This is a genomic window from Chelativorans alearensis, from assembly GCF_010993735.1.
Taxonomy (GTDB): Bacteria; Pseudomonadota; Alphaproteobacteria; order Rhizobiales; family Rhizobiaceae; genus Chelativorans; species Chelativorans alearense.
Genome location: NZ_WQNI01000014.1, coordinates 1 through 25,532, shown reverse-complemented (window position 1 = coordinate 25,532; position 25,532 = coordinate 1). Strand labels below are relative to the sequence as shown.

Sequence of the window (25,532 nt, the reverse complement as noted above, 5' to 3'; positions counted from 1 at the left end):
GATGGAAGCCTTCGACATCCTCCTGACCGCCTCCTTCTGGGTTGCCGCCATCCGCATCGCCTCGCCGCTGATCTTCGCCACCATGGGGGAGCTTATCTGCGAGCGCGTGGGTGTGCTCAATCTCGGTATCGAAGGCATCATGATGGCCGGTGCTTTTGCCGGATGGGTGACTGTCTACGCCGGCGGCGATCTGTGGACCGGCGTCTTCGTGGCCGCTCTTGCAGGCAGCGCCTTCGGACTGCTGCACGGGGTTCTCACCGGGCCGTTCGGCCTGTCGCAGCATGTGGTCGGCATCGGCATCACGCTTCTTGCCACCAGCCTCACCTATTTCACCTATCGCGTCGTCTTGCCGGAGGTTTCCTCGCCGCCCAAGATCGTGCCGTTCCAGCCGCTGGAGATCCCGCTTCTGTCGGATATCCCCGTCGTCGGCCCGGCCCTCTTCAACCAGACGCCGCTCACATATCTGGCTTTCGTTGTTGTGGGGCTTGTCGCCTGGGTGCTTTACCGCACACCACTTGGCCTTGCGCTCAGGGCGGCGGGTGAAAACCCGGCGGCCGTCGAGGCGCAAGGGATTGGCGTAGCCGCCATACGCATCGGCGCCGTCATGGCCGGCAGCGCGCTCATGGCCGTGGGCGGCGCCTTTCTTACGATGTCGGCTTTCAATTCCTTCTTCTTCGAGATGGTCAACGGCCGAGGCTGGATCTGCATCGCGCTTGTCGTCTTTGGCTCCTGGCGGCCCGGCAAGGCGCTGCTTGGTGCCATCTTATTTGCCGCGTTCGATGCCTATCAGGTCCGACTGCAGCAGCTTGCGGGGGGCGTCGTCCCCTATCAGGTCTTCCTGATGATGCCCTATGTGCTGTCGATCCTGGCGCTGGTTCTGGTGGCCCGCCGCGCGAGCTACCCCAAGGCGCTGATGATTCCTTACCAGAGAGGCGAAAGATGAGCTTCGACCTGATCGTCAAAGGCGGCACGCTGCCCGGCGGCAGCAAGGCTGATATCGGGATCGACGGCGACCGTATCACGGCAATCGAGCCGAAGCTGGAGGCGGTGGCCGGCAAGGTCGTGGATGCTGCCGGCCACCTCGTCGCCCCGCCCTTCGTCGACCCGCATTTCCACATGGACGCGACGCTTTCCTACGGCATGCCGCGCATCAACGCGTCGGGCACGCTTCTGGAAGGCATTGCGCTCTGGGGCGAGTTGAAGCCGCTGTTGACCCATGAGGCGGTCAGGGAGCGGGCGCTTTCCTATTGCGACTGGGCCGCCTCGATGGGGCTCCTTGCCATCCGCACCCATGTCGATGTCTGCGACGACCGCCTCCTGGCAGTGGAGGCACTGCTGGAGGTCAAACGCGAGGTCGCGCCCGTGATCGACCTGCAACTCGTCGCTTTCCCGCAGGACGGCTTCTACCGCGACCCCACGGCGAAGCAGAATACTATCCGCGCACTCGATATGGGCGTGGATGTCGTGGGCGGCATTCCGCATTTCGAACGCACCATGGAGGAGGGACGCCGCTCCGTTATCGAGCTTTGCGAGATCGCCGCCGAACGCGGGCTGATGATCGACATGCATTGCGACGAGACCGACGACCCCATGTCGCGCCATATCGAGCAACTCGCCTATGAGGCGCATCGGCTGGGGCTGCAAGGCATGGTGGCGGGCTCGCATCTCACCTCCATGCACTCCATGGATAACTACTACGCCTCCAAGCTGCTGCCGCTGATGGCGGAGGCCGAGGTCGCGGCAATCCCCAATCCGCTGATCAACATCGTGCTGCAGGGCCGCCACGACACCTATCCGAAGCGCCGGGGCCTCACGCGCGTGCCGGAGATGCTCAGCTACGGCATCCGCGTTGGCTTCGGCCAGGATTGCGTGCTCGACCCGTGGTATTCGCTCGGCACGGCCGACATGCTGGACGTCGCCTTCATGGCGCTGCATGTGGCGCAGATGACGAGCCCGGCCGACATGCGCCGGTTGTTCGACATGGTGACGACCGAAAGCGCGGCCATCATGAGACTCCCGGATTACGGACTGAAGGTTGGCGCGAAGGCAAGCCTCGTTGTGCTCGATGCAGGCGACCCGATAGAAGCCCTCCGCCTGCGCGCCGCGCGGCGATGCGTCATCGCTTCCGGCAAGGTGGTGGCCGAGGGCTCGGGCGGCGCCATGCGTTTGTCATTGCCCGGCCGCCCCCAGACGGTCGACCGCCGGCATCGGCACTGACAAACCTGCGTCAGTCGCAGTTATACGTTTCCATCAACATTCTATCAGCCGGCTTTTGGGCACTAACCGCATGGTCTTATCTGATTGCATCGGTATCTGCCAAAGTCCGAAAGCTCGCTTCACCAGGCCTAATCCTGATCAAGCCGTTAGGGGCGCCTTTTGCCGATGGCTGCAGAGGCGCCCGACGCGCGTCCGATACCGATCGCCAATCCACGGCGGTCGGGAAGCCCGTAGAGCGTGTAGAATAGTGCAGATGTGCTATCTACCTAGCTCGCGCCGCAGCGCAATGTTATGAGCCTCGGTGCAACTTGGAAGGAAAGCTAGGTGCGGGCCGATCGCATTGTCATCGCCGACGACCATCCCGTTTTCCGCGAGGGACTCCGCCGTCTGATCCAAGGAACGGCGTCCAACGCCGAGGTCATTGAAGCCGACACGTTTCGGGACATGATACAGCTTGCCCGCGAGGGTCCCGTACCGACCACCTTTATCGTCGACCTGATGTTCGGCGACCGAAGCGTCGAAACGAGCCTGTCCGCGTTGCGTCTGGAATTCTGCCGCACTTCCATCATCGTCTTATCGATGGTCGACGATCGCACCGTTGCCGAACGGATCCTCAGCAAGGGCGTAGACGGCTTTATCAGCAAAACCCTATCACCTCGCGAGATCGTGGCGGCGATCGCGGCCGTGCGGAACGGCGACCAAGTTCTGTTGCTTGAGCCTACCTTCTCGGCCCTTTCAGACCGTGATGACGAGCCCGCCGCACTCACGCGGCGCCAACGCGATGTGCTGCGCCTGCTGACCGCTGGCAAGACAAACAAGGAGATCGCGCAAGCGCTGCAAATTTCGCCGTTCACCGTGCGCATCCACGTCTCAGCACTGCTGAAAACCCTCGGTGTTTCTTCGAGGACCGCCGCCGCCGCCAAAGCGACCGCCTACGGCCTCGCCTAATTCTTCGCCTCAGCCGAGGCTGACATGCGAAGAACGACCGCGCTCAGCACCGACCGCATCTCGGCCGGATGCACTGGCTTGGCCAGGATCGGGATCGACGGATCTTCGAGCTCAGCCCGCACCCGAGTTTCATCGTGGCCGGTCATGACGATTGCCGGCACATCCTCCCTCGCAAGCTTCCGCACGAGCGCTATGCAATCGGCGCCAGTGCGCTTGGCGCCCAGATCGAAATCCGTAACCAACACATCGCACCCGTCCACCGTCGCCGGCGGCGCGGTCTCGGCCCGCACCGTGCAACCCCATTTCTCGAGCAGCATCGCCGTGGCCAGCAACACGTCCTGATCGTCCTCCACCAAGAGCACGCGCAAGCCGCTCGTGACAGACGGTAACGGCGCCTCATTGCGCCTTGCCTGGATCGCCGGCGCCGGCACGATCTCCATTCCTTCGATAATCACTGTCGTTCCGCGCCCCTGGAATGATCGCATCCCTACGGTCAGATTCATGAGCCGGCCGAGCCTCAGCACGATCGGCAGGCCCAGCCCAACCCCTTCCACATCCCGGTCGCCCTTTTCGCGGATTTGATAGAACTCCTCGAAGACGTGCGGCAAATGTACCTCGGCAATGCCGTCGCCCTGGTCGTGAACCGTGATCGCCAGCCCGCCGCCTCGCCGGCGACAACCGAGCAGCACGTTGCGGCCGGGAGCGTATTTGAGCGCGTTGCTCAGGATGTTCTGGATCATTGTTGTCAGAAGCACGTCGTCCACGAGCACATGCTGCGCGCAGGGCGCGACCCGCAGGGACACTCTCGCCCATTCGGCGGCTCGTGAATTCTGCTGCGCAATTTCCTCGAGCAGCTTGCCGATTGCCACGGGCTTCAAGTTGGGGCGGACCTTGCCGCTGTCCAGCGTGGAGATATCGAGCAATGAGCGGAACAGCCTCGAAACGCTGTGCAGCGAGCGGTCGATGTTCTCGACCATGGAGCGCTCTTCGGGGCCGAGGCCCGCGTCTCGCAGGCAGGCGATGTACAAGCTGATCGCATGGATCGGCTGACGCAGATCGTGGCTGGCCTGGGCGAGAAACTTGGACTTGGCCAGATTGGCTTCCAGCGCCGTGTTATACACCGTTTGCAGCCGTGCAAGCAGGCCGAAGATGTAGGCGGGGACCAGGATCGCGGTGATGGCCAGGGTCATCACCATGAACGGGTTTGCTTGCCAGTACTCGTTGAACATCCATGTCACGACGAGAGAGGCAAGCGCACCGCCCGTCGCCGCTACCAGGTAGCGCAAACCGAACCGTAGCCCGTTCCCGACCGTCACCCAGAGCACGAGCGCCCATACCGGCAGCGTGTAGGCTCCACCCAAGGCCAGAACGAACGTCATCGCCAGATAGTCGTTGACCATCGCGAAGGCACGACGACCAAAATTGTAGCCTGGCCGCTTGATCGTCCTCAGGAGCAATACCCATGAAGCCGGAATGTAGATTGCGGCATAGACCAATATAATGGAGATCTTGAAGGCCGCATCCTGGCCACCGACGAGCAACGCCACGATCAGGTACAGCAGCGTCAGCGGGCCGTTGATGACCCGTGTGACCGCCTGACCTCGCTCGGCGTCATAATCTTCGCTCGCGCTGCCCGTGAGCAGCACGGTCAGTCGCTCGATCAGAGCCTCTAAGGGATTCTGTCTCCCCGCCACGGTCGCCGCTATGGTCATGGAGTATCCTCTGTTGGATCACCCAATTACTGCACGGGCGCGTGGACCGCGACGCACAATCTTCACAGGCTGGCGATTTTCCCCGCCACCTTGAACACACCACCGGCCGAACGCTTCAATCGAGCGCCGAAAAACCTCCTGCGCAATGAACGGTGGCAGCGACGCCCGCTACTGCGTCAGGCCGATTGCGCGGTCGAGTGCCGCCGCGAAGCCTTTCAGCGAAACTGAAAACGGTACTTCCTTTTGCGCATCGCTGGCATAGGTGCCGATCTTCAGCGTTTCGCTCCCGCGCAGTGCTTTTGTCGTTTCCTCCGTGAAGATCAAGGCGAGCACACGTCCGACGGGCAGGCAGGTTTGAAAATGCGAAGGCTTTCCCGGCGGCAGGTCGTCAATGCTGAAAGTCGCTCCCTTTTCGAGATCGAGACCGAAAGGCAGTACGAGCGAGCCTCTCAGTCCGCCATCATCGGAGGGCGCGAGTTCGATGGCCAAAACGCGCTGACCGTCCTTCCGGATCTGCCGCTGTGCAAATGCGCAGCGGCGTTTCTCGCCCTGGCCCACGCAGGCAACCCTCCAGCTGTCATAGGTTTCCGACAGCGAGGATGAAGTTTCCGGTGATTGGGAACCGGTTTGCGCAAGGACGGGAATGGCGGCGATAAAGATCACCGCCATTCCCATAAACACACCACGAGGCCTCATTAGAAGCGAATGCCCAATCTCGCATCGAAGCCGTTCCTGCCCGATCCTGACCCGAACTCGCCATTATAGGTTATGCCGAGCGTCGCCGCCTCGGTGACCTTCATGTCGAGGCCGAGTTGGAGCATGACCGTGTCTTCGGCAATGGGGACCCCCGCGACCGTATAGGCATTGCTACCGGCGAAGGCGAATGTCGAAGACGGCTCGACATCACCGAAAGCATGGCGCCAGCCTACCGTCCCGCTGGCGGTTGCCTGGATTCCGCCGAGCATGAAATCGGACGATGCCCGCAACCCGAGTGTGGTGAAGGTCGTGTCGAGCGTTTCGCCTGCGCTGGTGAGGGCGGCAGCCCCGCCCTTCTCCGTGAAACTGTCGGTGCGCAGGTTCACATGGGCGAGGTTGGCGAAAGGCTCGAAGGATGCCGCGGCGCTGTCGACCCGGTAACCAAGTTCTCCATAAGCTTGGAAGGTGCCGGCATCATAGTCGGCAGTCAGCCGCTCGCTGAAGCCGGGAAACGCTACCGAACGGTTGGTCGAGAGCTTGTGCCATGTATAGGCGAGCCCCGACCGGAACGACAGGGCGCCCCACTGCGAACCGCCATAAAGGCCGAGGTGATAATTATCGCTATCGCCCGAAGATGTGCGTGCGTCGGCGTCGAATGTCGAGCGGCTGTATCCGGCAAGAAGGCCTGCTCGCCAGCTTCCGAGAGGGGCATCGATGCCGGTTATGAAACCGCCTGTCGAAATGTCCAGATCGCTGGCATTGGCATCGCTGTCTATATCACTCCAGGAGCCGAAAGCTTGTCCCCAGGCTGCTGGGCCCGATGCAGCCGCGTCTTCGAGCTTGGGACCGTCCTCGCCATAGGCAAGAACCGGCATGCTAGCGGTGGCAACGTCGCCGAAGGCGGCCCGGATGCGGCCGTTGGCGGCGTCCCGCACGTACTGGCTGCCCAGGATCAGCGCGGCCTGAGCCGAAGGGTGAAGCTCGCCGGAGAGCCGCTCAAAAGCATTCTGAGCATCCTCGGCGCTCAGCATTAGCAGGCTGTTGTAGAGTCGCAGCGACGAGCCGCTCTGCTCCAGCGTGTTGAGCGCGACGGCCACATTGCGCTGGTTGTCGGTTTCGGCGACACGGTCGAAGAGGCCCGTGCCAGGCCCACCGGGGTCTCCAGGTCCACTAGGATCTCCAGGTCCGCCGGGATCTCCGGGGCCACCGGGATCTCCGGGGCCGCCGGGATCTCCGGGTCCACCGGGATCTCCAGGTCCACCCGAATCCAGAACGGCGATCGTCAGATCGACCTCTTTCTCGCTATGTACGAGATCGACATCAAGGAAGGCCGACTTCGAGATCGCCTCGGCGAACTCACCGGAAATACCCTTCTCGGCAGTCAGGATCGTATATGTCTGGCCGTTCTGATAGCTCGTGTTGGAATCGAGTGCCGTGACCTCGACATTGACGCCGTAGCCGATCGTCACCTTGCCACCGCGATCGAACATATCGAGCGAGGACTCGTAGCCGATGTCCTTGGCGACGATCTTGTCGCTCGTGCCATCGCCGAGGACGTCCACCTCGTAGACCGAATTGTCATGGAACGCGAGCGATCCCATGACCGTCAATGTGCCGGCCGAATTGTTGCCCGGAGCAATGCGCGCATTCCTTTCGAGGAGAACGGATCCGACGGTTCCCGATCCGCCGAGCCTGCCGAAAAGGGTCGGATCGCGGTCGGCATATTCGTTGTTCGACTCCGCACCCCAGACGTCGATGCGGTTCGAATAGCGGGCGATCTTTTCCCCGGAGCTGCCTTCGATCTCATAGATACGACCGACGGTCCCGTCGACGATCAGCGTGCCGCTCTTGACCTCGAAAGTGGTTTCGGTCTCCCTGTCCGCGCGCGCATCGAGGTCCGTCGTGTCCATGTCGCTCTCGAGCACAAGCCGGGCGTCCGCGCCGTCGACGACGACAGCAAGATCATCGCCTCTCGTTGTGTAGAACTCGGACAGGTCGCCGTCGATGATCGTCTCCCCGGAGTAGCTTTCGATGAAGCCACTGCCCGAGAGCTTGTTTGCCAAGACGTAGCCGGTGTCGGTGTGATTGAAATACAGACCGGCGTCATCGAGGAAAATCGTTGCGTCGGCATTGAGAGAGCCGGCGGCCTTCGGGTCTCCCATGACCAGCCATCCGTCGTCGCTCTCCTTCGCGCCGCCGATGATCAGCACCTTGCGGAGATTGAACTGGCCGCCGACCTCCAGATGTCCGCCCTCGCTGAGCGCCACCCGTCCATTCGCATTGAAGTTACCGGAAACGTCGAACAGGCTGTTCTGGCCGTCGACCGAGAGATAGGCGAGGAGCCCCACGCCGGTCGTGTCAGCCGTCACCGTGCCGCCGCTCTCGACACGCACGCCACCTTGCGAGGAGATCGCCAGGGTCGGCGTTTCCAGCAAGCCGTTATTGGAAACCGTGATGTAGCCCGTGTCGAAAGCGCCTTCGAGGTCGACGCGTTCTTCGGCGTGCAGTACGGAGCCCGCGCCGGTGATGGTCGTGTCCTCGCCGAGCAGGAGGGTTCGCGTCGCCACCTTGCCTCCGTTCTCGATGGCAAAGCCGTTGCGGTTGATCATCTCGCCCGCGTTGAGCCACCTGGACCCCGCGCCGCTGACCTGTATCGTGTTGCCCTGCCCCCCGAGAGAGACATAATCGGTGGATATGAGACCCCCGTCCCTGATGGCGATGGGGTCGAGGATCGGCGTGCTGCTGCTCAAGCCGCGGAGTTCGTCGACATCCAGCACAGAGCCCTGGCCTGAGACCGTGATGTGAGACTCGCCGCCCCATCCGACTGCATTGCTGATGCGGATCCTATCGGCGAAGACTTTGCCGCCGTCTTCGATGATAAGGGTACCGTTTCCACTGCCGGTGCCCTCTGCACCGATGCCGAGCACACCGGCATTTACGATAGGAGCGTCCCCGGCGAGATGCCATTCCGCCCCCGGGCCTGAGACCCTGACCGTGCCCGTATTGGGAGCATCACGGCTGCCGCCGACGCCGATAAGACCCGCACCGCTATAGACTTTCGTGCCGATGATCGACAATTCGGCAGGCACGCCATTCACCGTGCCGACAGTCAGTTCCCCATTAAAGGCATGCTCTTCGGCCCAGGTTACGGAACCTTGATCGAGTGTACAGTCGGTGACGAGGGGGCTACTACCGGGCCGGGTATCGCAGACGACATCCGCCCGTGCTTCGCTGAAACCAATAGAAGCCATGGCCGAAAGAGCGAACCCCAGTCCGGTGTAGCCCAAGGCCGTCGAACTGCAGAGCCATCTCTTCAGCTCGAAAAATTTCCTGTTATCTATCAATGAAATGCTCCCACGACAAACATCGAGCCGACAAAGCGGTCATCGAGCATCGAGCCGGATGCTCGATTGCTCCCGGGCGCCACATTCAGCATGACATGGGGATTTTAGCCATTAGCACAGATGCCCTATCGGCAGCGCTCCGAAGGGGCTTTTTGGAATTGGATCGGAAACAAAGGCATGCCCGCCACCCGGACATTCTCCGCGCCATCCGGCGCTCGTTCAGGAGAAACAAGCTCCGAATCCGCGTGCCTTGATCTATGTCAATTTTGGATGGATTCGATGAAATTATTCATATAGCATATTATTCCATGGAGACACGGGACCTTCAGACCTTTCTGGCCGTTGCCGAGACAGGGAGCATCACGAAAGCTGCGGTGCTTCTGGAACGGTCGCAACCATCGGTCACACGAACCATCCAGGAGCTCGAGGCCAAGCTTGGGTTTCCGCTTCTGCAACGCGCCGGCCGACGGGTCATGCTCTCGGACGAAGGCGTTGCTTTCGAGGAAGACGCGCGCCGTGTCCTGAATTCCCTTTCCGGCCTGGCCGCGCGTGCCCGCGCGATCGCGGCGGGCAAGGGCCGGATGTTGCAGGTGGCCGCAACTTCCGCGATCGCCACCGGGCTCATTCCCGCCGCGCTGGCCGACTTTGCCGTCGGAAAACTGCCGTCCGAAGTCCAGATCGCGCAATACCTGCCGAATATGGTCGCGCAGGAAGTGGGTTCCGGCAGCGCAGAGATCGGTTTCTCCAGCATGCCGCTGGACGTACCGGGGCTTGAAGTCGCGCGGCTGTACCGCGCCAATGACGTCGCCGCCTTGCCCGAGAGCGATCCGCTCGCCGAGCACGATGTCGTACCGCTTTCGGCCTTTGCCGGCCGACGGTTCGTGACCATGCTCGATCCAGGACGGTTTCAGCGCCAGGTCTCGCAGGTGATGGAGGCGAATGGTGTACAGCCGGGCCCGCTGATCCGCACCAACGTATCCTATTCCGCGCTGCGGCTCGTGCAAAAGACCGGTGTCGTGTCGATCATCGACCCCGTCAGCGCCTATGGGGTTCCCCTGCCGGGTGTGGTGATCCGCCCGATCGATGTCGCTGTGCCGTTCTACTGGGGCGCCGTTGCCGCAGCCGCGCGCCCGCTACGCCCTCTCGTCACGAAGCTGATCGAGGCCGTGGAGGCAGAGGCGCTGCGCCTCATTCCCGATCTCGAGATTCTCGATCCTGCCCGCAGCGCACAGGCAACGAACCAGCAGGCGCCTGCAGCCGCTCGGAGCCGATCGGGCATCCAAGAGCATCATCGAGGATCAGCATGACCTGTCAGTTCCGCCCCACGCCTGGCGCCGCACAAGGCCTGGATGCGTTGGCAGCCCGCATACGCTTCGATCTCGAATGCCTCAACCTGCCGCCCGCCAGCTGGGTGCCGGAGCGCCGCACTGAGACGGGCGAAAAGGTTCTCGACGCTGTGATCATCGGCGGCGGCATGTGCGGCCTCGTTGCGGGCTTCGCGCTCAGGGCCGGCGGAATACACAACATGCGCATTTTCGACCGCAGCCCCGAAGGTCGTGAGGGGCCCTGGCTTACCTATGCCCGGATGGAGACACTGCGATCGCCCAAGACCTTGCCCGGACCGGCCTACGGCATGGGCCCCCTCACCTTCCGCGCCTGGTACGAGGCACAGCACGGCGCGGACGCCTGGGAAGCGCTCGACAAGATCCCTCGCCCTATGTGGATGGACTATCTCATCTGGTACCGCAAGGTGCTGGGCATCCCGGTGGAGAACGAGGTCGAGGTCAAGAGGGTGACGCCGGAGGGCGGCTATCTCCGGCTCGAACTCAGCGGCGTCGGGGCGGCGGAAAGCTCGGTTCTCACGCGCAAGTTCGTCATGGCGACGGGGCGCGACGGCACCGGTCATCCGAATATCCCGGATTTTGTCGCCGGCCTGCCGAAACGCCTGTGGTCGCACTCCTCCGAGGACATCGATTTCCCGGCCCTGAAGGGTAAGCGCGTGATCGTCATCGGGATCGGCGCATCGGCGGTCGACAATTCGGCGGAGGCGCTCGAGGCGGGCGCAAAGGAAGTGCGGCATCTGATCCGCCGCAAGGAGATGCCGACCATCAACAAGATGATGGGCATCGGCTCCTTCGGCTTCACCGCTGGCTACGCCGAGCTGCCGGACGAATGGCGCTGGCGCTTCATGCAGTATTCCTTTGCCACGCAAACCCCCTCCCCGCGCGGCTCGACGCTGCGGGTCAGCCGGCACGCAAATGCCTTCTTCCACTTCGGCGAAGGGATCGCACAGGTGTGGCACGAAGGCGAGGAGGTAGTCATCGAAACCAGCACCGGAAAGACCGTGCGCGCCGATTTTCTCATTCTCGGCACCGGCTTCACCGTCGATCCCCTGGCACGCGCCGAACTCGGCGATGCGGCGGGCGAGATCCTCTTGTGGGGTGATTGCTACACGCCGCCCGCCGGGGAAGAGAGCCGCGAACTGGCGAATTTCCCCTATCTCAATCCCGATTTCTCGTTTCGCGAGCGCACCCCCGGCAGGGCGCCCTGGCTGTCCAATATCCGCTGCTTCAACTACGGCGCATCGGCGAGCCTGGGCAAGGTGTCCGGCGATATCCCCGGCATCAGCGAGGGTGCCAGATGGCTCGCCTACGCCATCGCCGCCGAACTCTACAAAGAGGACGTGGAGCGACATTGGCAAGGGATGCTCGACTACGACAAACCGGAACTGCTCGGTGACGAGTGGACGGACACCGAGCTCGAAGACGGCGCAGGTGAGGCCGTTGCCGAGCCGACATACCAGATTGGGGGCTGAACATTGGCATGAATGAACTTTCGCCGAACGACGTCGTGATAACACAGGCCGACGCGGCAGAGAGCGGCCCTGTCCGGGACGCGCTGGAGGGCCGCGCCGACATCATGGCCATGACACAGGCAACCCACGATGCCGCCCTGAAGCCGGCCGACCCCGGCGGGCTCTCGCATGGCGAACGGGCCGCGCTCGCCGCCCGCATCGCGCGTCTCAACGCCGACGAGGGTCTGGCCGCGCACTACGCGACGCTGCTTGAAGAGGCGGGCGCTGACGAAGCGGTTTCGGCAATGGCCGATCCTGCCTACAAGGGCGGCGGCGACACCCGGCGTGCGGCGCTGATCGCCTACACCGACCTGGTGTCGGTGTACCCGCGCGAGACGGCTGCGGCCGACATCGAGGCGCTGAAGACCGCCGGCGTCTCGGACGCGGACATCGTGCGCCTCTCCGAGTTGAACGCATTCCTGGCTTACCAGATCCGCGTGATCGCCGGTCTCAAGCTGATGAAGGCGATGGCATGAGCACCATCATCCACGAATTCACCACCGAGATTCCCCGCTGGCGCCCGCGCGTCCAGCCGATCAAGCTCGACGAAGCGACGCCCGAGCAGCTCGACGCCCTCAAGGTGACGCCGTCCAACACCAAGGTCTCCGACTACGTCCTGGTGCTCGCCAACGATGTCGAGACGCTCAAGGTGCGCACGCCGCTCTTCAACGCGATCATGTACAATCGCGGCGGGATGGGGCGGGCGGAACGCGAGCTCAGCGCGGTCGGCGCCTCGGTGGTCAATCATTGCATCTATTGCACGGCGGTCCATGCGAGCCGCTACAACCAGCTCGCCAAGGACGAAGAGGTCATGCGCCGCATATTCGCCGATGGCGAGGATGCGGAGCTCGACGAGCGCAAGCAAGCGATCTTCACCTTCGCGGCGAAGCTCTCCAAGGCGCCGAGCGAGGCAACGCAGGACGATATGCGGGCGCTGCGCGCGGCAGGCCTGAAGGACGACGAGTTGCTCGACCTCATTCTCTCCGCTGCGCTGTTCGGCTGGGCCAACCGGTTGATGCACACGCTGGGCGACCCGGTGATCGACGATTGATGAACGAGGTTCGGAGTAAGGCGTTTTGAGTAAGGGGGACAGCAGGATGCGTGTTGGCATAGCCGGGGCAGGAGCCATCGCCTTTGGCATTGCGGCGTTTCTCGAGCAGTCGGGTCACCGCCCGGTCTTGTGGTCACCGTCCGGCGCGCGCACCAAGAGGCTGGCCGCCGGCGAACCGCTCGTTGCGACCGGCGCCGTCGAAGGCTCCTTCCATCCCGGCGTCGCACGATCGGCCGAGGAACTGGTCTCCGGCGCCGACGTGATCCTCATCGTCTTGCCCGGCTACGGGCACAAGCATGCCTTCGATGCGATCGCCCCGCATATCCGCCCCGACCAGGCGGTGATCATCTCCTCGCACGCCTCGTTCGGTGCGCTCTATCTTTCGCGCCTGTTGGCCGCGCGCGGCATCACCGTGCCCATCGTCGCCTGGGGAACGACGGCCGTCACCGGCCGCCAGCCGAGCCTTACGGAGGTCAACGTCAACACGGTGCGCAGCAAGATCGACCTTTGCACCGTGCCGGAGAGCCTTTCCGACGAAGGCCTCGCACTCTGCCGGCGCCTGTTCGGCGACCGTTTCGTCCAGCGCGACGGGCTGCTCGCCATCGCGCTCAGCAATCTCAATCCGCAAAACCATATGGGCATCGCGCTCTGCAACATGACCCGCATGGAGCATGGCGAAAGCTGGAGCCAGGGCTTCAACGTGACGCCCAATGTGGGACGGCTGCTCGAAGCGCTCGACCGTGAGCGGCTCGCCATCGCCGACGCGCTCGGCCTGTCCGTGCGCACCATTTTCGAGCATTTCCACCTGTCCTTTCATGTGCCGCAGGACACGGTGTCAAACATGAACCAGAAGATGCACGAAGAAGGCCGCGGCGGCACGGGACCAACCACGGCCGACAGCCGCTACGTCACCGAGGACGTGCCCTATGGCCTGCTGATGACGGTCAGGCTCGGCGAACTGACGGGCCGAGAGGCGAAGTTGCACCGGGCGGGCGTCGAGACGTTTTCGGCGATGTATGGGCGCGACTTCTTCGCCGAAAATCAGCTTCTAGATGCGCTCGCGATAAACGACATGACGCTCGACGAACTCAGAACCTTGTCGCGCGAGGGCTATCGCGCCGAAAAACTGCCGGCATGAACGCCTGAACGAAAGGGCCGGAAAGAGCCCTGCCGAACGAAATGCATGACATGATGAAAGTACCGGAACCGAAAGAGGGATAATCACCATGACCAAACTCGTCATCAATCGCAGACATCTTCTCAAGACAGGCGCGGCAGGCACCGGCCTGCTCGCGGCGCCGGCATATCTGCGCTCGACCGCTGCCCGTGCCTCGGGCGTCGTCAACGTGTGGACCTATGCCAATTTCATTCCCGATGACTTCAAGGCCGAATTCGAAAAGGAGACGGGCATCCAGATCCAGATCCGGCTGGTCGACGATCAGGGCAAGCAGTTCAACCTGCTCGCGGCTGAAGCGCCCGACCCGTCTACCGATATCGTCACGGTAGCCGGTCACCGCTTCTTGCAGTTTATTTCCTCCGATCTGCTGGCGCCGCTCGACACTGATCGCCTCAAGAACTGGGGCAACATCAATCCCATCTATTCGGAGAGCGACTGGGCGACGATCAACGGCAACAAGTGGGGCGCGCCGATCCTGTCCGGCATGGAGATCCTTGCCTACAACACCGAGGTTGTCAGCGAGGACGAAGTGAAGAGCTGGGACGTACTCTTCTCCGAAAAATACTCCGGCCAGACCGCCTACACGATCCAGGACATGATGTCCGTCGTCATGCTCTATAAGGGCTATGACGGAAACATGGTCGCGTATATGGACGATCCGGAAAAGGCCGCAGAGATTGTTGGGGAGGCACGCGATTTCCTGATCGAGAAGAAGCCGCTGGTGCGCAAGTATTACGACGCCGGCGCGGAGGTCCAGCAGATGTTCATCAACCAGGACATCACGCTAGCCCATGCGTGGAACGGCCCGATCGCCAAGCTGATCACGGACGGCTTCCCGGTCGACATGACCATTCCGAAGGAAGGCACCTACGGCTTCGTCTACACGCTGAACATCGCCAACAACGCGCCCAACGCCGACAACGCCTACAAGCTGCTCGATGCCCTGTTGGCGAACTCCGAGGTGGGTGCGAGGATGACCCAGTCTTCCGGGTTCATCTCCACCTACAAGGGCGCCGACCAGTATCTGTCCGACATCGAGAAGAAGGCGTCCTCCTTCACCGAAGAGGAACTGGCCGGACTGCAGTTCTTCCGTGCTGAGGCGAACGAGTTGAAATACAAGCTCGTCGATCCCGCGGTCGAGGAAATCAAGGCCGCCTGACGACCGGCCGGCCGGGCGGGGGCCAACTCCGCCCGACCGGCCCGAACAATCCAGCCAGGGTGGCGCAGATCATCCCCGGTCGTCGGGGACCGCGCATCGAGAAGCACAGGCGACTGACCTCATGGCCCATGCAGAATCCGACACGGCAGACCTCGGCAAGGCATCCGCACCGGGCGGCAGGATGAACTTCTGGGGCGCGCTGCTGCAGAACGGCGCTTATCAGACACTGTCCAACACGCTGTTCAAGACGCAGCGCCGGCAGTTCGTCATGCTGGCAAGCCTGCCGCTGTTGTGGATCGTCTTCGCCAATCTCGGTCCCATCGTCGAAATGTTCTGGATCGGCTTTCTCGATTCCTATCCGCCGAAAGTGGGATACGAACCGAAGTTAACATTCGCCAACTGGGCGGCCTTCTTCCAGGATCGGGTGTTCATCGTCCCATTCTTCCGAACGCTGGCCTTCTCCCTCATCTTTACAGTGATTACCCTGCTAATCACCTACCCGGTGGCCTATTTCCTGGCCAAGCATGTGAAGCGCAAGAACCAGCTCCTGTTTCTGCTTTTGCTGCTCATTCCGTTCTGGGTGGGCGAGATCGTGCGCACCTATGCGATCATGATCCTGCTCGGCAACAACGGGGCTGTAAACCTGGTGCTCAAGTCGCTCGGCCTAATCGACCGTCCCATTCCGTTCATGTACACCGGGTTCTCGCTCGGCGTCGGCATCATCTACCTGACGGCGCTCTACATGCTTCTGCCGCTCTATTCGGCACTGGAAAAGATTCCCGACAACTATTTGGAAGCGGCGGCCGACCTGGGGGCCGGCGCTTGGACGCGCTTCCGCCGCATCACATTGCCTCTATCGAAGGAAGGTATTGCCTCGGGCTGCACGCTCGTCTTCCTGATTTCGACCGGCTACTATGCCACCCCCGTGCTACTCGGCGGACCGCGCTCGACTGTCTTCGCCGAGACCATCGCCGGCTTTTTCCATGTTGCCGGCGACCAGTGGCCGATGGGCGCCGCCTTCTCCTCGATAATGCTGATCGCCACTCTGGCCGCCACCGGTATCTTTCTGAAGCTGATGGGCCGTGGCGGAAAGGGAATGATACGATGACCCGCCACACGCGCATCGTGATGTCTGTCGTCTACTGGGCCTTCGTCATCTATCTCTTCGTGCCCTTGGCACTGATGGTGACGATGGGCTTCAAGGATTCGAAATTCATCGGCTTTCCCATCCGCGCCTGGACCTTCGACTGGTATGCCACCGTCATGCAGGACACGCAGGTTCTGGCGGTCTTCGGCTACTCCATGGCGATCGCCGTCTCGACGACGGTCCTGTCGCTGATCATCGGCACATGGATGGCGACCTTCCTCGGGCCGAACATGTTCCGCGGCAAGGCGATCGTCTTTGCGCTTGCCTGTCTCCCCGCTGTCATTCCAGGCATCATCTCGGCCATTGCGCTGCGCATCTTCGCGCGGCTGATCGATATAGAGCCCGGCATGCTGGCCATCATCCTTGGCCACACGGTGCACAATGTTCCCTTCGTGGCGCTTGTGGTGATGGCGCGGCTGTCGACCCAGCCGAAGAGCCACATCGAGGCAGCGCGCGACCTCGGCGCCGACAGCATCGTCGCCTTCTTCCGCGTGACGCTGCCCTATCTGAAGCCGGCACTGATCGGAGCTGGAATCTTCTGCATGTTGCTGTCCTTCGACGACTTCGTGCGCGCCTTCTTCCTCGGTGGCTACCAGCCGACCCTCCCGGTGCTGATCTTCGCCAAGCTGCGCTCGGGCATGTCGCCGGAGATCAACGCCATCTCGACGATCGTACTCATCATGACTGCAATCCTCGGCCTGTGGGCCGAGCGCTCCATGCGGCGCTTGAACAAGGGCTCCTGACAATGACCGGCGAAACGGATACCATCGTCCATATCGACAACGTCACCAAACGCTTCGGCAGCGTCGTCGCGGTGGACCGGCTGGACATGCGGATCATGGCCGGCGAATTCGTCACGTTCCTCGGTCCATCCGGCTGCGGCAAGTCCACGACGCTGCGCATGCTCGGTGGATTCGAAACGCCCGATGAAGGCCGCATCGTCCTCGACGGCGTCGACGTGACCCGCAAGCCGCCCAACCGGCGCGACGTCAACATGGTTTTTCAGGATTATGCGCTGTTCCCGCATATGACAGTCGGTCAAAATATCGCCTTTGGGCTGGAGCTGAAAGGCGAGCCGCGCGATGAGATCGACCGCAGGATGGGAGAACTTCTCGACTTCCTGCAGCTTTCCGGCTTCCGCGACCGCTCGCCGGACCAGCTATCCGGCGGTCAGCGGCAGCGCGTGGCGCTCGCCCGCGCACTCGCCCCCGACCCCAAGCTGCTTCTGCTCGACGAACCGCTCGGCGCTCTCGACGCCAAGCTGCGCGGCCAGGTACAGATCGAGCTCAAGGATATTCAGAAGCGCACCGGCAAGACATTCTTCTTCGTCACGCATGATCAGGAAGAAGCCCTGACCATGTCGGACCGCGTCGTCGTTATGAATGCCGGCAGGGTGGAACAGGCCGGCACGCCGGAGGATCTCTATTTCCGCCCGGAGAGCCGTTTCGTGGCCGAGTTCATCGGCGAGACCAACCTCATCGAAGGCACGGTGCGCGGTATCGACAAGGACACGATCGCCATCGACTGGAACGGCACGGACGTGCGCGGCGTGGCGCACGGCCACCAGCCTTGCGAGGGCGACACGGTCACGGCCTCGCTACGGCTCGAAAACGTGATGTGCCATCCCAGGAAGCCAGCCCGCATGAACGCCATCGAGGGGCGTATCGTCAGCAAGCTCTTCAAGGGGAGTCGCACCTCCTTGGACATCCGCATCGGCGGGCACCAGAATACGGTCATCCACGCCTATATGGATGCAGGCAACGCTGCGCAGGTTGCCGATGACCGGCTCTGGATAAGCTGGGAGCCTGAGCGATTGACGGTGTTGCGGGACTAGCGCATCGACCTGGTAGGCGATTGGCTCGAGAAGCCAAAGGGCAATCGGCCCACCTACTTGCCCAACCATTCTATGGCTACGACCTGATCAATCCACTGTCGGCATTGATCGTTCGGCCGGTGATATAGGTCGCGTCGATGCTTGCAAGGAAGGCCACGAGACCGGAGACGTCCTCGCTGGTACCTGCGCGCACCATCGGAATGTGCTTTACCCTTTTCGCCATCAGTTCGCCCGGCTTGCAGTTGCCGAGTAGCTTGCCCAAGCGGCATCATTGCAGGCCCACATGTCGATATCGATGATGCCTGGGCAGATAGCGTTTACGGTGATGCTCTCCTTCGCCACCTCCGACTTTTCAAGGTGCTCGCAGCAGCCTTGTTCGATCGGGTCGTGCAGCTTTGCATTCGGTTGATGGGCGCTCCGACCACGGCTTCTATGGGAACAATAGGCAGTTCTGCAGGTTCTGGAGGCATGTCAAACGACATCCAGCCGCCGCCGATCAGGAACGATGGCCTCCAACTGGCTGAGGACCGTTCGTTTCAGAACCGGCATTGGACGATCCAGCGACTTGCTTGGATCGGGTTCGGATTGCTGCTGCTGGTGGCGCTGGCTGGTTTCTCGGGCGGCGGGGGCTATTTCAGCAAGCAGACCCTGCAGCTAGGGGACGCGACCGTGGTTCTGCCGCGTGTTTCACGCTGGCAGGACAGCGACAGCATCAGCTTGGCTGTGCGAGACACCTCTACCGTAACGGTCGTCTTTGGCCCGACGTTCCACAATCTTTTCACAATCGAACAAATACAACCGCAACCAGACCACAGCGAAGCCACCACCTTGGGCCTGCTGCTTCGGTTTTCCCTGACCGGCAGCGGAACCAAGAGAATCGATCTCGACGTCAAGATGTTGCGCCCCGGCTGGGCCTCATTCGACGTTTCGATCGGCTCGGCGAGCGAGACCGCATGGACAGTGGTATTGCCATAGGAGGTCGGTGTGGAATCGGTATTGCGCGGCCTTGCAGTCTATTTCGTGCTTCTGCTCGTCACGCGGCTTTCGGGTCGCCGCACTATGGCGCAGGTCACGCCTTTTGATTTCGTGCTTCTCCTGATCGTCGCCGAGACAACGCAACAGGCGCTGCTTGGCGAAGACTACTCGATCACGAACGCGGCCGTCTTGATTGTGACGCTGTTCGTCACGGACATCGTCCTTTCCTACCTCAAGCAACAGTCGCCCCGGTCCGCAGCCCTGCTGGACGGTTTGCCAACGGTTCTTATCAGCCGCGGACAGCCCGACTTTCACGCATTGCGGCGCGCGCGCGTAAGCTTGGACGATGTCATGGAGAGCGCCCGGCAGCAACATGGACTCAGCCGGCTGGACCAGGTCGAGTACGCTGTGCTCGAAATCAGCGGCAACCTCAGCATCATCCCGAGGGAACAGTAGCGACAACATGTGGGGGGCTGTTTTGAAGCCGCGAGATGCAGAAACTGTTGGCTAACGGATTTTGCCACCTGACCGGACGCGAGCCCACCGGAAGTTCTGGCGGCTAATGAGCATCCGTGCGCAGTGTTCATTTTTCCCGTTCGGTCTCATCCCGATTAGACTGTTCCGCCGACCGCTTGCAAGCGGCGAATTCGTCGACACCGGCTTCTTCGAAGGACTGATACAGAAACCAGCCGGCGACGTCGTCCTGACGCGGGATGGCGAGGTCGAGGCGATCATCGTCGATGTGGGTAGCTTCCTGGCACCGCAGGCCCCGACACGGTAGCCTCGCTATGGTCCGGCTGCGCTGAACTTGTTCGCCTGTGAAATCATCGTGGAACGTCGGGCCGGAGACGTTCGTTGCGGACGAGGCTTCCTGCCGAGAATCCAGTCAGCGCCACCAGCAGCAGCAAGTCGGACCCGATCCATGCCGGTCGTTGAATCATCCAGTGCTCGTTCCGCGATGCGCGGGCAGGAACGCCGTCTCAAGCCGCGGATTGGGGGACACTTACCTGCTGAAGGCGGATGCCTTCATCGAGGTGGCCGGATGCTCGTCCATCATCTCAAGCGACGAGCGGGATGAGTCTTCTCCCAACTCTTCGACGAGCCGCAGGCGGGCGCGATTCAGGCGGCTTTTGACCGTTCCCATCGCGCAGCCACAAATTTCGGCGGCCTCTTCGTAGCTTGCGCCGAGAAGAGCGACGAGCACGAGCACCTGCCGCTGCTGGGCCGGGAGCCGTTGGACGGCCTCGCGCACCTCGCTACCGCGTACTGACCATCCCTGTGTCGGGTCCGTCGCCGGTCGCATGGATGCGCAGTCCTCCGTGCTGGGCAATTCGCGCCGCATGATTCTTGCGCGGGTGCAGAACGTGTTGCGCATGATCGTGAAGAGCCAGGATTTCATGCTCGTGCCGGGCTGAAACTGGTGAATGTTCGCCAACCCCTTTGCCAGCGTTTCCTGGACAAGGTCATCGGCATCGTACCGATCGCGGCAGAACGTACGCGCGAAAGCTCTAAGCGCCGGAATCAAGGCGACGATCTCGCCGTCAGGATGAAATTGGGTGCCATTCTTCCAGTCCGATGACGGCGGCATGCCGCGTCTCCTTTGGATTAGATAGCTCCGAATCCCCCTTCTCCCGATGTACCTGTTTGGCAATGCATCATCGGTCATAGAGTTCCGAAGCTGTAACGGGACGTGATGGCGCTGCTGTACAGATTGATGCCTGGATGCAGGTTTTTCGAAAGGGCTTCATGGTGCGGCGACAGTCGCGTGGACGTCAGGTCTTGGAAAAAGGCGTGTATACGTCGACGTCCGTGGGGCGCCCTCTCACCTGTACCGGCAATCTGCGGCTCCCCGCGGCCCTTTGCGGCACGGCCCTCCGACCGCGGGAACTTCTCTTCCGGTGTCGGGTTGATTCAGTATGCCGGAAGTGGAGTGAAGAGTAATGGCACCCAGGGCGACATGGAAAGGGCACATCAAGATCGCCGAGTTGGCTTTTCCGGTGGCGCTCTACGCCGCCGCCACCACTTCAAGACGCATTTCCTTCCACATTCTCAACCGCAAGACCGGCAACCGCGTGAAGCGCCAGTATATCGACGAGGAAACCGAGAAGCCGGTCGGGCGTGAGCAACGGGCAAAAGGCTACGAAACGGAGGAAGGCGAACAGGTCGTCCTCGACCCCGAAGAGGTCGCTAGCGCGATACCGGAGAGCGACAAGACCATCCGCATCGACGCCTTTATCCGCTGCCCCGACGTCGACACGGTCTATTTCGACCGACCATACTACCTGGCGCCGCCGACGGGAATTCTGGGCGAGTCGTTCGCTGTCATTCGCGAGGGAATGCGTCGCAAGGACGTGGCGGCGGTCGGAAAGGCCGTGCTTTTCCGCCGCGCGCGTGCGCTGCTGTTGCGGGCGCAGGGACTGGGGCTGGTGGCGCATACGCTCAACTTCGACTACGAGGTCAGACAGGCTGGCGAGCTCTTCGACGAACTGCCCGAGTTCAAGGTCGAGGGCGAGATGCTCAACCTTGCCAAACACATCATCAACACCAAGGCTGGGTCTTTTGACCCTCGCACCTTTGAGGACCGGTACGACAACGCGTTGGTCGACCTCGTGCGGGCGAAGATGGAAGGGCGGGAAATCATGACGCCCAAACGGCCGAAGGAGACAAAGGTTGTTAACCTGATGGATGCCCTGCGCGAGAGCGCCAAAGCCGCAGACAGGGCGAAAAAGCCCGCGACGGACAAGAAGAAGACAGTGCCTGCACAGCGGCGTAAGGCGGGTTAGATGGGACTGACCGCCTACCGCAAGAAGCGCGATTTCAAGACAACCCCGGAACCACGTGGGACAGCGGGGACTCGTCTGGCGGGAAACGGCTATCTCATACAAAAGCACGCGGCGCGGCGGCTTCACTACGACCTGCGCCTGGAGATGGAGGGGGTGCTCAAAAGCTGGGCCGTGACCAGGGGGCCGAGTCTTGTTCCCGGGGAGAAGCGGCTTGCCGTCCAGGTCGAGGATCACCCTCTCGAATACGGCTCATTCGAAGGCACGATTCCGAAGAGCGAATATGGGGGAGGAACGGTGCTGTTGTGGGATCGCGGCCGCTGGTCGCCGATCGGGGATGCAAAGAAGGGATACGCCAAGGGACGGATTGATTTCGAAATCAAAGGAGAAAAGCTCGGCGGCCGTTGGCATCTCGTCCGGATGGCCAAGAAGCCGCGGGAGAAGAAAGAAAACTGGTTGCTTATCAAGGGGGAGGACGAGTTCGCGCGCGGCGCTGGCGATCCCGACATTATCGAGGAGCGCCCAGAGTCGGTGAAAACAGGCAGGACCCTCGAGGAGATCGCCGGCGAAGCGCCCGGCTGGTCCTCCAAGACGGGCAGGATCGAGAAGCCGCAGGCCGAACCACCCCGTCTACCGAAGAAGGCAAAGAAGGCGGCCTATCCCGGTTTCGTCGAACCGGCGCTGGCGACCCTACGGAAGTCGGCGCCGAAGGGCACCAAGTGGCTCCACGAGATCAAGTTCGACGGTTACCGCCTGCAGGTGCATATCCGGAAGGGCAAGATATGCCTCCTCACCCGCAGCGGGCTCGACTGGACAGATAGGTTCGGCGGCCGCATTACTTCGGCCCTGGCGCAGCTGACGAAAGCGGAAGCGATCATAGACGGCGAGGTCGTGGTCGAGGGACCGGCGGGGGCCACCGATTTCTCCACCCTTCAGGCCGACCTCGGCGCCGGTCGCACTGATCGCCTCGCCTTTTACGCCTTCGACCTGCTCTATTTTGACGGCCACGACCTTCGCCCCTCGCCCCAGATCGAGCGAAAGGTGACGCTGGCCAGCCTGCTGAAGGCCGCGCCAGACGTGCTGAGGTACAGCGAGCATTTTGAAGAGCAGGGCGAAATCGTACTGCGCCACGCCTGCCGGCTAAGCCTTGAGGGCATCGTATCGAAGAGCCGCGACGCGCCCTACCGGTCCGGCAGAGGCAAGGAGTGGATCAAATCGAAATGTGCCGCGCGGCAGGAGTTCGTCATCGCCGGGTTCGTGCCTTCCACCACAGCAAACAGGGCAATCGGTTCTCTCATTCTCGGGTATTATGACAGCGGCAAGCTGACCTATGCAGGGCGTGTCGGCACGGGCTATTCGCTGGATGCTGCGCAAGATCTTTTCAGGCGACTGGACACGCTGCGGCAGCCGAAAAGCCCGTTTGCCCGAAGTCTCTCTGCCGATGAGGCAAGACAGGCGAAATTCGTTCGGCCGGAACTTGTCGCCGAGATTGAGTTCAGCAGGTGGACGGTTGACGGCGTGATAAGGCACGCATCCTTCCGCGGCCTGCGCGAGGACAAGAAGGCGCGGGATGTGGTCTTCAGCGCACCGCCAAGCGCCGGTTCCTCGACAACGTCCGGCAAGGCGGCTCCCGCGGTGAAACTAACCCACCCAGACCGGCTCTACTGGAAGGATGCCGGCGTGACCAAAGCGGGCCTTGCCGACTACTACTGCGAAATCTGGCCGCTGATTGCGCCTTTCGTGGTCAACAGGCCTTTGGCGCTGGTGCGCTGTCCCGATGGGGTGGGTGGTCAGTGCTTCTTTCAGAAACATGCCTGGCGCGGACAGTCGAAGGAAATCCTGAAAGCGGACGATCCCGAGGATGAGCAGCCCCTTATCGCGATCGATGACCTGCCGGGCCTTCTAGGGCTGGTCCAAGGCGGCGCGCTGGAAATCCATCCCTGGGGGTCGCAGCTCAGTGATCTCGATCGGCCGGATCTCATCACTATCGACCTGGATCCGGGACCGAACGTGGAATGGGGCGAGGTGATCGAGGCGGCCCTCGAAGCGCGGGAGCGGCTAAATGCGGCAGGCCTGGAGAGCTTCGTGAAGACATCGGGCGGGAAAGGCCTGCACGTCGTGGCGCCGCTCGAGCCCGAGGCGGGATGGGACGATGTGAAAGCATTCGCTAAGAGCATCGCCGACGGCATGGCATCCGACAGCCGCGAGCGATATGTGGCGACCACAACGAAGTCGAAGCGCGTGGGCAGGATCTTTGTCGACTATTTGCGCAACGCCCGAGGCTCGACCACTGTCGCACCCTATTCGACGAGAGCTCGGTCTGGCGCGGCTGTTTCCCTGCCGCTTGCATGGGAAGAACTGAGTCTCGCCATCGGTCCGAGCTATTTTACAGTGGAGAATACACTTTCGCGGCTGGCGGGTCTGGATCACCATCCATGGGAAGAGTTCCCGAAGGCAGCTGTTCCACTGCGGAGAGCGTCGAGGAAAGCAGCCTGACTACCCCTTTTTCCTCTCCTTCTCCTGCGAGATCGATTGCTTCAGAGCATCCATGATGTTGACGACATTGCCTTGTGTTTCCGGCTCCCCGTCGTTCTTTCTCCGCTTCGCCGGTTTCTTGGTCTTCTTCTTGCTTTGGCTTTCGATGATTTCCTTCAGGCGCTCTTGCACGGGATCACGGACAATGGACTCATCCCACGGTCTCGTCAGATCCTCAATCAGCGCTTCGACGAGCGACACCAGCTTGGGCTCCGCCTTTTTTGCCTTCACGTCACCGTAGACCTTCGCGGGATCGCGCAACTCGTCCCCATAGCGCAGAGTCCACAAGATGATGCCCTTGCCGCGCGGTTGCAGCATCACCGCCCGTTCCCGGCGCGAAAGGACCAGCCGCGAAATGCCGACAGTGCTCGTTGCGGCCATTGCCTCTCGGATAACGGCATACGCCTCCTCGGCGACCTCGTCATCCGGCATTAGGTAGTATGGCTTGTCGTACCAGAACCACTCGATCGAGTCGGCAGGAACGAACTCGTCGATGTCGATCGTGCGCGTGCTTTCGAGTTCCACCGCCTCCAGTTCCTCATCTTCAATGAAGACATAGCGGCCTTCCTCCGCTTCATACCCCCGCACTTCCTCGTCATCGGGGACGGGCTCACCTGTCTCCGCGTCCACGTATCGGCTTCTGGCACGGTGTCCAGTTTCCGCGTTCACCGTGTGGAAGCGCACCTTTTCACGTTCGGTTACAGCCGGCGTGAGGGAGACCGCGCAGGTGACCAGCGAAAGCTTCAGGTAGCCTTTCCAGTATGGACGCGGCGCCATCGAATTTCTCCAAGAGGTGAGATCGTAAAACGTTGTGGAGGCGACTTTGTTTCCACGGTTCATCTCTGCCACGGAACAATCGTTCAAATGGGCTGTTGGGCGAACGCAGCGGAAAGCCGGAAGGAGATGCAGATGGCCGACCTCAACGAAACACTGAATCAGTGGTTGCGGGATGCTCACGCCATGGAGGAGCAGGCGGAAAAGATGCTGGAGGCCCAGGCTCAGCGGATCGAGAACTAGGTCGTGTCCCAGCCCGTGGTGTAGGTGCGGCGGTGACGAAGCCGCTCGCGCGCGCGCCCTCAACCGCGCTGTAGCGAGCGAGCGGC

Annotated in this window: 22 protein-coding genes and 2 pseudogenes; 18 read left to right on the top strand and 6 right to left on the bottom strand. The window is 61.9% G+C overall.

Features of this window, described 5'->3' with window-relative positions:
- Position 1 precedes the first annotated feature (1 nt).
- The 3 genes from GPJ75_RS20870 to GPJ75_RS20860 all read left to right on the top strand — a co-directional run bounded on the left by GPJ75_RS20870 (position 2) and on the right by GPJ75_RS20860 (position 3,165).
- On the top strand, positions 2 to 943 hold the full coding sequence (locus GPJ75_RS20870; protein ID WP_163270966.1) for an ABC transporter permease: 942 nt from the start codon (positions 2 to 4) through the stop codon (positions 941 to 943).
- Positions 940 to 2,217 carry an amidohydrolase family protein gene (locus tag GPJ75_RS20865; protein ID WP_163270964.1) on the top strand — a complete coding sequence of 426 codons (1,278 nt, stop codon included), beginning with the start codon at positions 940 to 942 and terminating at the stop codon, positions 2,215 to 2,217. Before GPJ75_RS20870 ends, GPJ75_RS20865 begins: the two co-directional genes overlap by 4 nt.
- Positions 2,218 to 2,541: 324 nt before the next feature.
- A complete protein-coding gene (locus tag GPJ75_RS20860) occupies positions 2,542 to 3,165 on the top strand; it encodes a LuxR C-terminal-related transcriptional regulator (RefSeq protein WP_163270962.1) in 624 nt (207 codons plus the stop codon).
- Here the strand turns inward: GPJ75_RS20860 and GPJ75_RS20855 are convergent.
- The 3 genes from GPJ75_RS20855 to GPJ75_RS20845 form a co-directional block, all read right to left on the bottom strand.
- Positions 3,162 to 4,877: an ATP-binding response regulator gene (locus GPJ75_RS20855; protein WP_163270960.1), complete on the bottom strand. Its 1,716-nt coding sequence runs from the start codon at positions 4,875 to 4,877 to the stop codon at positions 3,162 to 3,164. The two genes, GPJ75_RS20860 and GPJ75_RS20855, sit on opposite strands and share 4 nt — an antisense overlap.
- A gap of 168 nt (positions 4,878 to 5,045) precedes the next feature.
- A complete protein-coding gene (locus GPJ75_RS20850; protein ID WP_246249162.1) occupies positions 5,046 to 5,552 on the bottom strand; it encodes an invasion associated locus B family protein in 507 nt (168 codons plus the stop codon).
- A gap of 20 nt (positions 5,553 to 5,572) precedes the next feature.
- Complete coding sequence (locus GPJ75_RS20845; RefSeq protein ID WP_163270956.1) at positions 5,573 to 8,824, bottom strand: autotransporter domain-containing protein; 3,252 nt, start codon at positions 8,822 to 8,824, stop codon at positions 5,573 to 5,575.
- A gap of 350 nt (positions 8,825 to 9,174) precedes the next feature.
- Between GPJ75_RS20845 and GPJ75_RS20840 the strand changes: the two genes are divergently transcribed.
- The 9 genes from GPJ75_RS20840 to GPJ75_RS20800 all read left to right on the top strand — a co-directional run bounded on the left by GPJ75_RS20840 (position 9,175) and on the right by GPJ75_RS20800 (position 18,139).
- Positions 9,175 to 10,224, top strand: coding sequence for a LysR family transcriptional regulator (locus GPJ75_RS20840; protein ID WP_343036334.1), 1,050 nt, complete (start codon positions 9,175 to 9,177; stop codon positions 10,222 to 10,224).
- Positions 10,221 to 11,732 carry an NAD(P)-binding domain-containing protein gene (locus tag GPJ75_RS20835; protein ID WP_163270952.1) on the top strand — a complete coding sequence of 504 codons (1,512 nt, stop codon included), beginning with the start codon at positions 10,221 to 10,223 and terminating at the stop codon, positions 11,730 to 11,732. The genes GPJ75_RS20840 and GPJ75_RS20835 overlap by 4 nt, the downstream gene beginning before the upstream one ends.
- A gap of 8 nt (positions 11,733 to 11,740) precedes the next feature.
- Positions 11,741 to 12,247 (top strand): CMD domain-containing protein, encoded by a 507-nt coding sequence (locus GPJ75_RS20830; protein ID WP_246249161.1) that lies wholly within the window; start codon positions 11,741 to 11,743, stop codon positions 12,245 to 12,247.
- Positions 12,244 to 12,822: a peroxidase-related enzyme gene (locus GPJ75_RS20825; protein WP_163270950.1), complete on the top strand. Its 579-nt coding sequence runs from the start codon at positions 12,244 to 12,246 to the stop codon at positions 12,820 to 12,822. Before GPJ75_RS20830 ends, GPJ75_RS20825 begins: the two co-directional genes overlap by 4 nt.
- 46 nt (positions 12,823 to 12,868) lie before the next feature.
- Entirely contained in the window at positions 12,869 to 13,960 is a 1,092-nt protein-coding gene (locus tag GPJ75_RS20820; protein ID WP_163270948.1) for an NAD/NADP octopine/nopaline dehydrogenase family protein, read from the top strand.
- Positions 13,961 to 14,048: 88 nt separating this feature from the next.
- On the top strand, positions 14,049 to 15,158 hold the full coding sequence (locus GPJ75_RS20815) for an ABC transporter substrate-binding protein (protein WP_163270946.1): 1,110 nt from the start codon (positions 14,049 to 14,051) through the stop codon (positions 15,156 to 15,158).
- 121 nt (positions 15,159 to 15,279) lie between these two features.
- Positions 15,280 to 16,266, top strand: a complete 987-nt coding sequence (locus GPJ75_RS20810; RefSeq protein WP_163270944.1) for an ABC transporter permease — start codon at positions 15,280 to 15,282, stop codon at positions 16,264 to 16,266.
- Positions 16,263 to 17,048: an ABC transporter permease gene (locus GPJ75_RS20805; RefSeq protein ID WP_163270942.1), complete on the top strand. Its 786-nt coding sequence runs from the start codon at positions 16,263 to 16,265 to the stop codon at positions 17,046 to 17,048. Before GPJ75_RS20810 ends, GPJ75_RS20805 begins: the two co-directional genes overlap by 4 nt.
- A 2-nt stretch (positions 17,049 to 17,050) precedes the next feature.
- Positions 17,051 to 18,139 carry an ABC transporter ATP-binding protein gene (locus GPJ75_RS20800; protein WP_163270940.1) on the top strand — a complete coding sequence of 363 codons (1,089 nt, stop codon included), beginning with the start codon at positions 17,051 to 17,053 and terminating at the stop codon, positions 18,137 to 18,139.
- A 76-nt stretch (positions 18,140 to 18,215) separates the two neighbouring features.
- Here the strand turns inward: GPJ75_RS20800 and GPJ75_RS20795 are convergent.
- Positions 18,216 to 18,496, bottom strand: a pseudogene (locus tag GPJ75_RS20795) (SDR family oxidoreductase); the annotation flags it as partial.
- 111 nt (positions 18,497 to 18,607) lie between these two features.
- Between GPJ75_RS20795 and GPJ75_RS20790 the strand changes: the two are divergent.
- The 3 genes from GPJ75_RS20790 to GPJ75_RS20780 all read left to right on the top strand — a co-directional run bounded on the left by GPJ75_RS20790 (position 18,608) and on the right by GPJ75_RS20780 (position 19,895).
- Positions 18,608 to 19,114 carry a hypothetical protein gene (locus GPJ75_RS20790; RefSeq protein ID WP_163270938.1) on the top strand — a complete coding sequence of 169 codons (507 nt, stop codon included), beginning with the start codon at positions 18,608 to 18,610 and terminating at the stop codon, positions 19,112 to 19,114.
- A gap of 9 nt (positions 19,115 to 19,123) precedes the next feature.
- Positions 19,124 to 19,570 carry a DUF421 domain-containing protein gene (locus GPJ75_RS20785; protein WP_163270936.1) on the top strand — a complete coding sequence of 149 codons (447 nt, stop codon included), beginning with the start codon at positions 19,124 to 19,126 and terminating at the stop codon, positions 19,568 to 19,570.
- A 106-nt stretch (positions 19,571 to 19,676) separates the two neighbouring features.
- Positions 19,677 to 19,895, top strand: coding sequence for a hypothetical protein (locus GPJ75_RS20780; RefSeq protein WP_163270934.1), 219 nt, complete (start codon positions 19,677 to 19,679; stop codon positions 19,893 to 19,895).
- Positions 19,896 to 20,117: 222 nt separating this feature from the next.
- Here the strand turns inward: GPJ75_RS20780 and GPJ75_RS20775 are convergent, their stop codons facing one another.
- Positions 20,118 to 20,702 carry a sigma-70 family RNA polymerase sigma factor gene (locus GPJ75_RS20775; protein WP_163271191.1) on the bottom strand — a complete coding sequence of 195 codons (585 nt, stop codon included), beginning with the start codon at positions 20,700 to 20,702 and terminating at the stop codon, positions 20,118 to 20,120.
- 352 nt (positions 20,703 to 21,054) lie between these two features.
- Here GPJ75_RS20775 and ku (GPJ75_RS20770) point away from each other — a divergent pair, with 352 nt between their 5' ends.
- The gene (gene ku, locus GPJ75_RS20770) at positions 21,055 to 21,897 is read left to right on the top strand and encodes a non-homologous end joining protein Ku (protein WP_163270932.1); all 843 of its coding nucleotides are present in this window, start codon (positions 21,055 to 21,057) and stop codon (positions 21,895 to 21,897) included.
- The gene (ligD, locus tag GPJ75_RS20765; RefSeq protein ID WP_163270930.1) at positions 21,898 to 24,390 is read left to right on the top strand and encodes a DNA ligase D; all 2,493 of its coding nucleotides are present in this window, start codon (positions 21,898 to 21,900) and stop codon (positions 24,388 to 24,390) included. It abuts the gene before it with no gap.
- On the opposite strand, the gene ku (GPJ75_RS20760) is transcribed toward ligD, so the two are convergent.
- Positions 24,391 to 25,206 carry a non-homologous end joining protein Ku gene (gene ku / locus GPJ75_RS20760; RefSeq protein WP_163270928.1) on the bottom strand — a complete coding sequence of 272 codons (816 nt, stop codon included), beginning with the start codon at positions 25,204 to 25,206 and terminating at the stop codon, positions 24,391 to 24,393.
- Between the two features lie 132 nt (positions 25,207 to 25,338).
- Between ku (GPJ75_RS20760) and GPJ75_RS20755 the strand changes: the two are divergent.
- A pseudogene (locus GPJ75_RS20755) lies at positions 25,339 to 25,443 on the top strand (DUF892 family protein); the annotation flags it as partial.
- Positions 25,444 to 25,532: the final 89 nt, after the last annotated feature.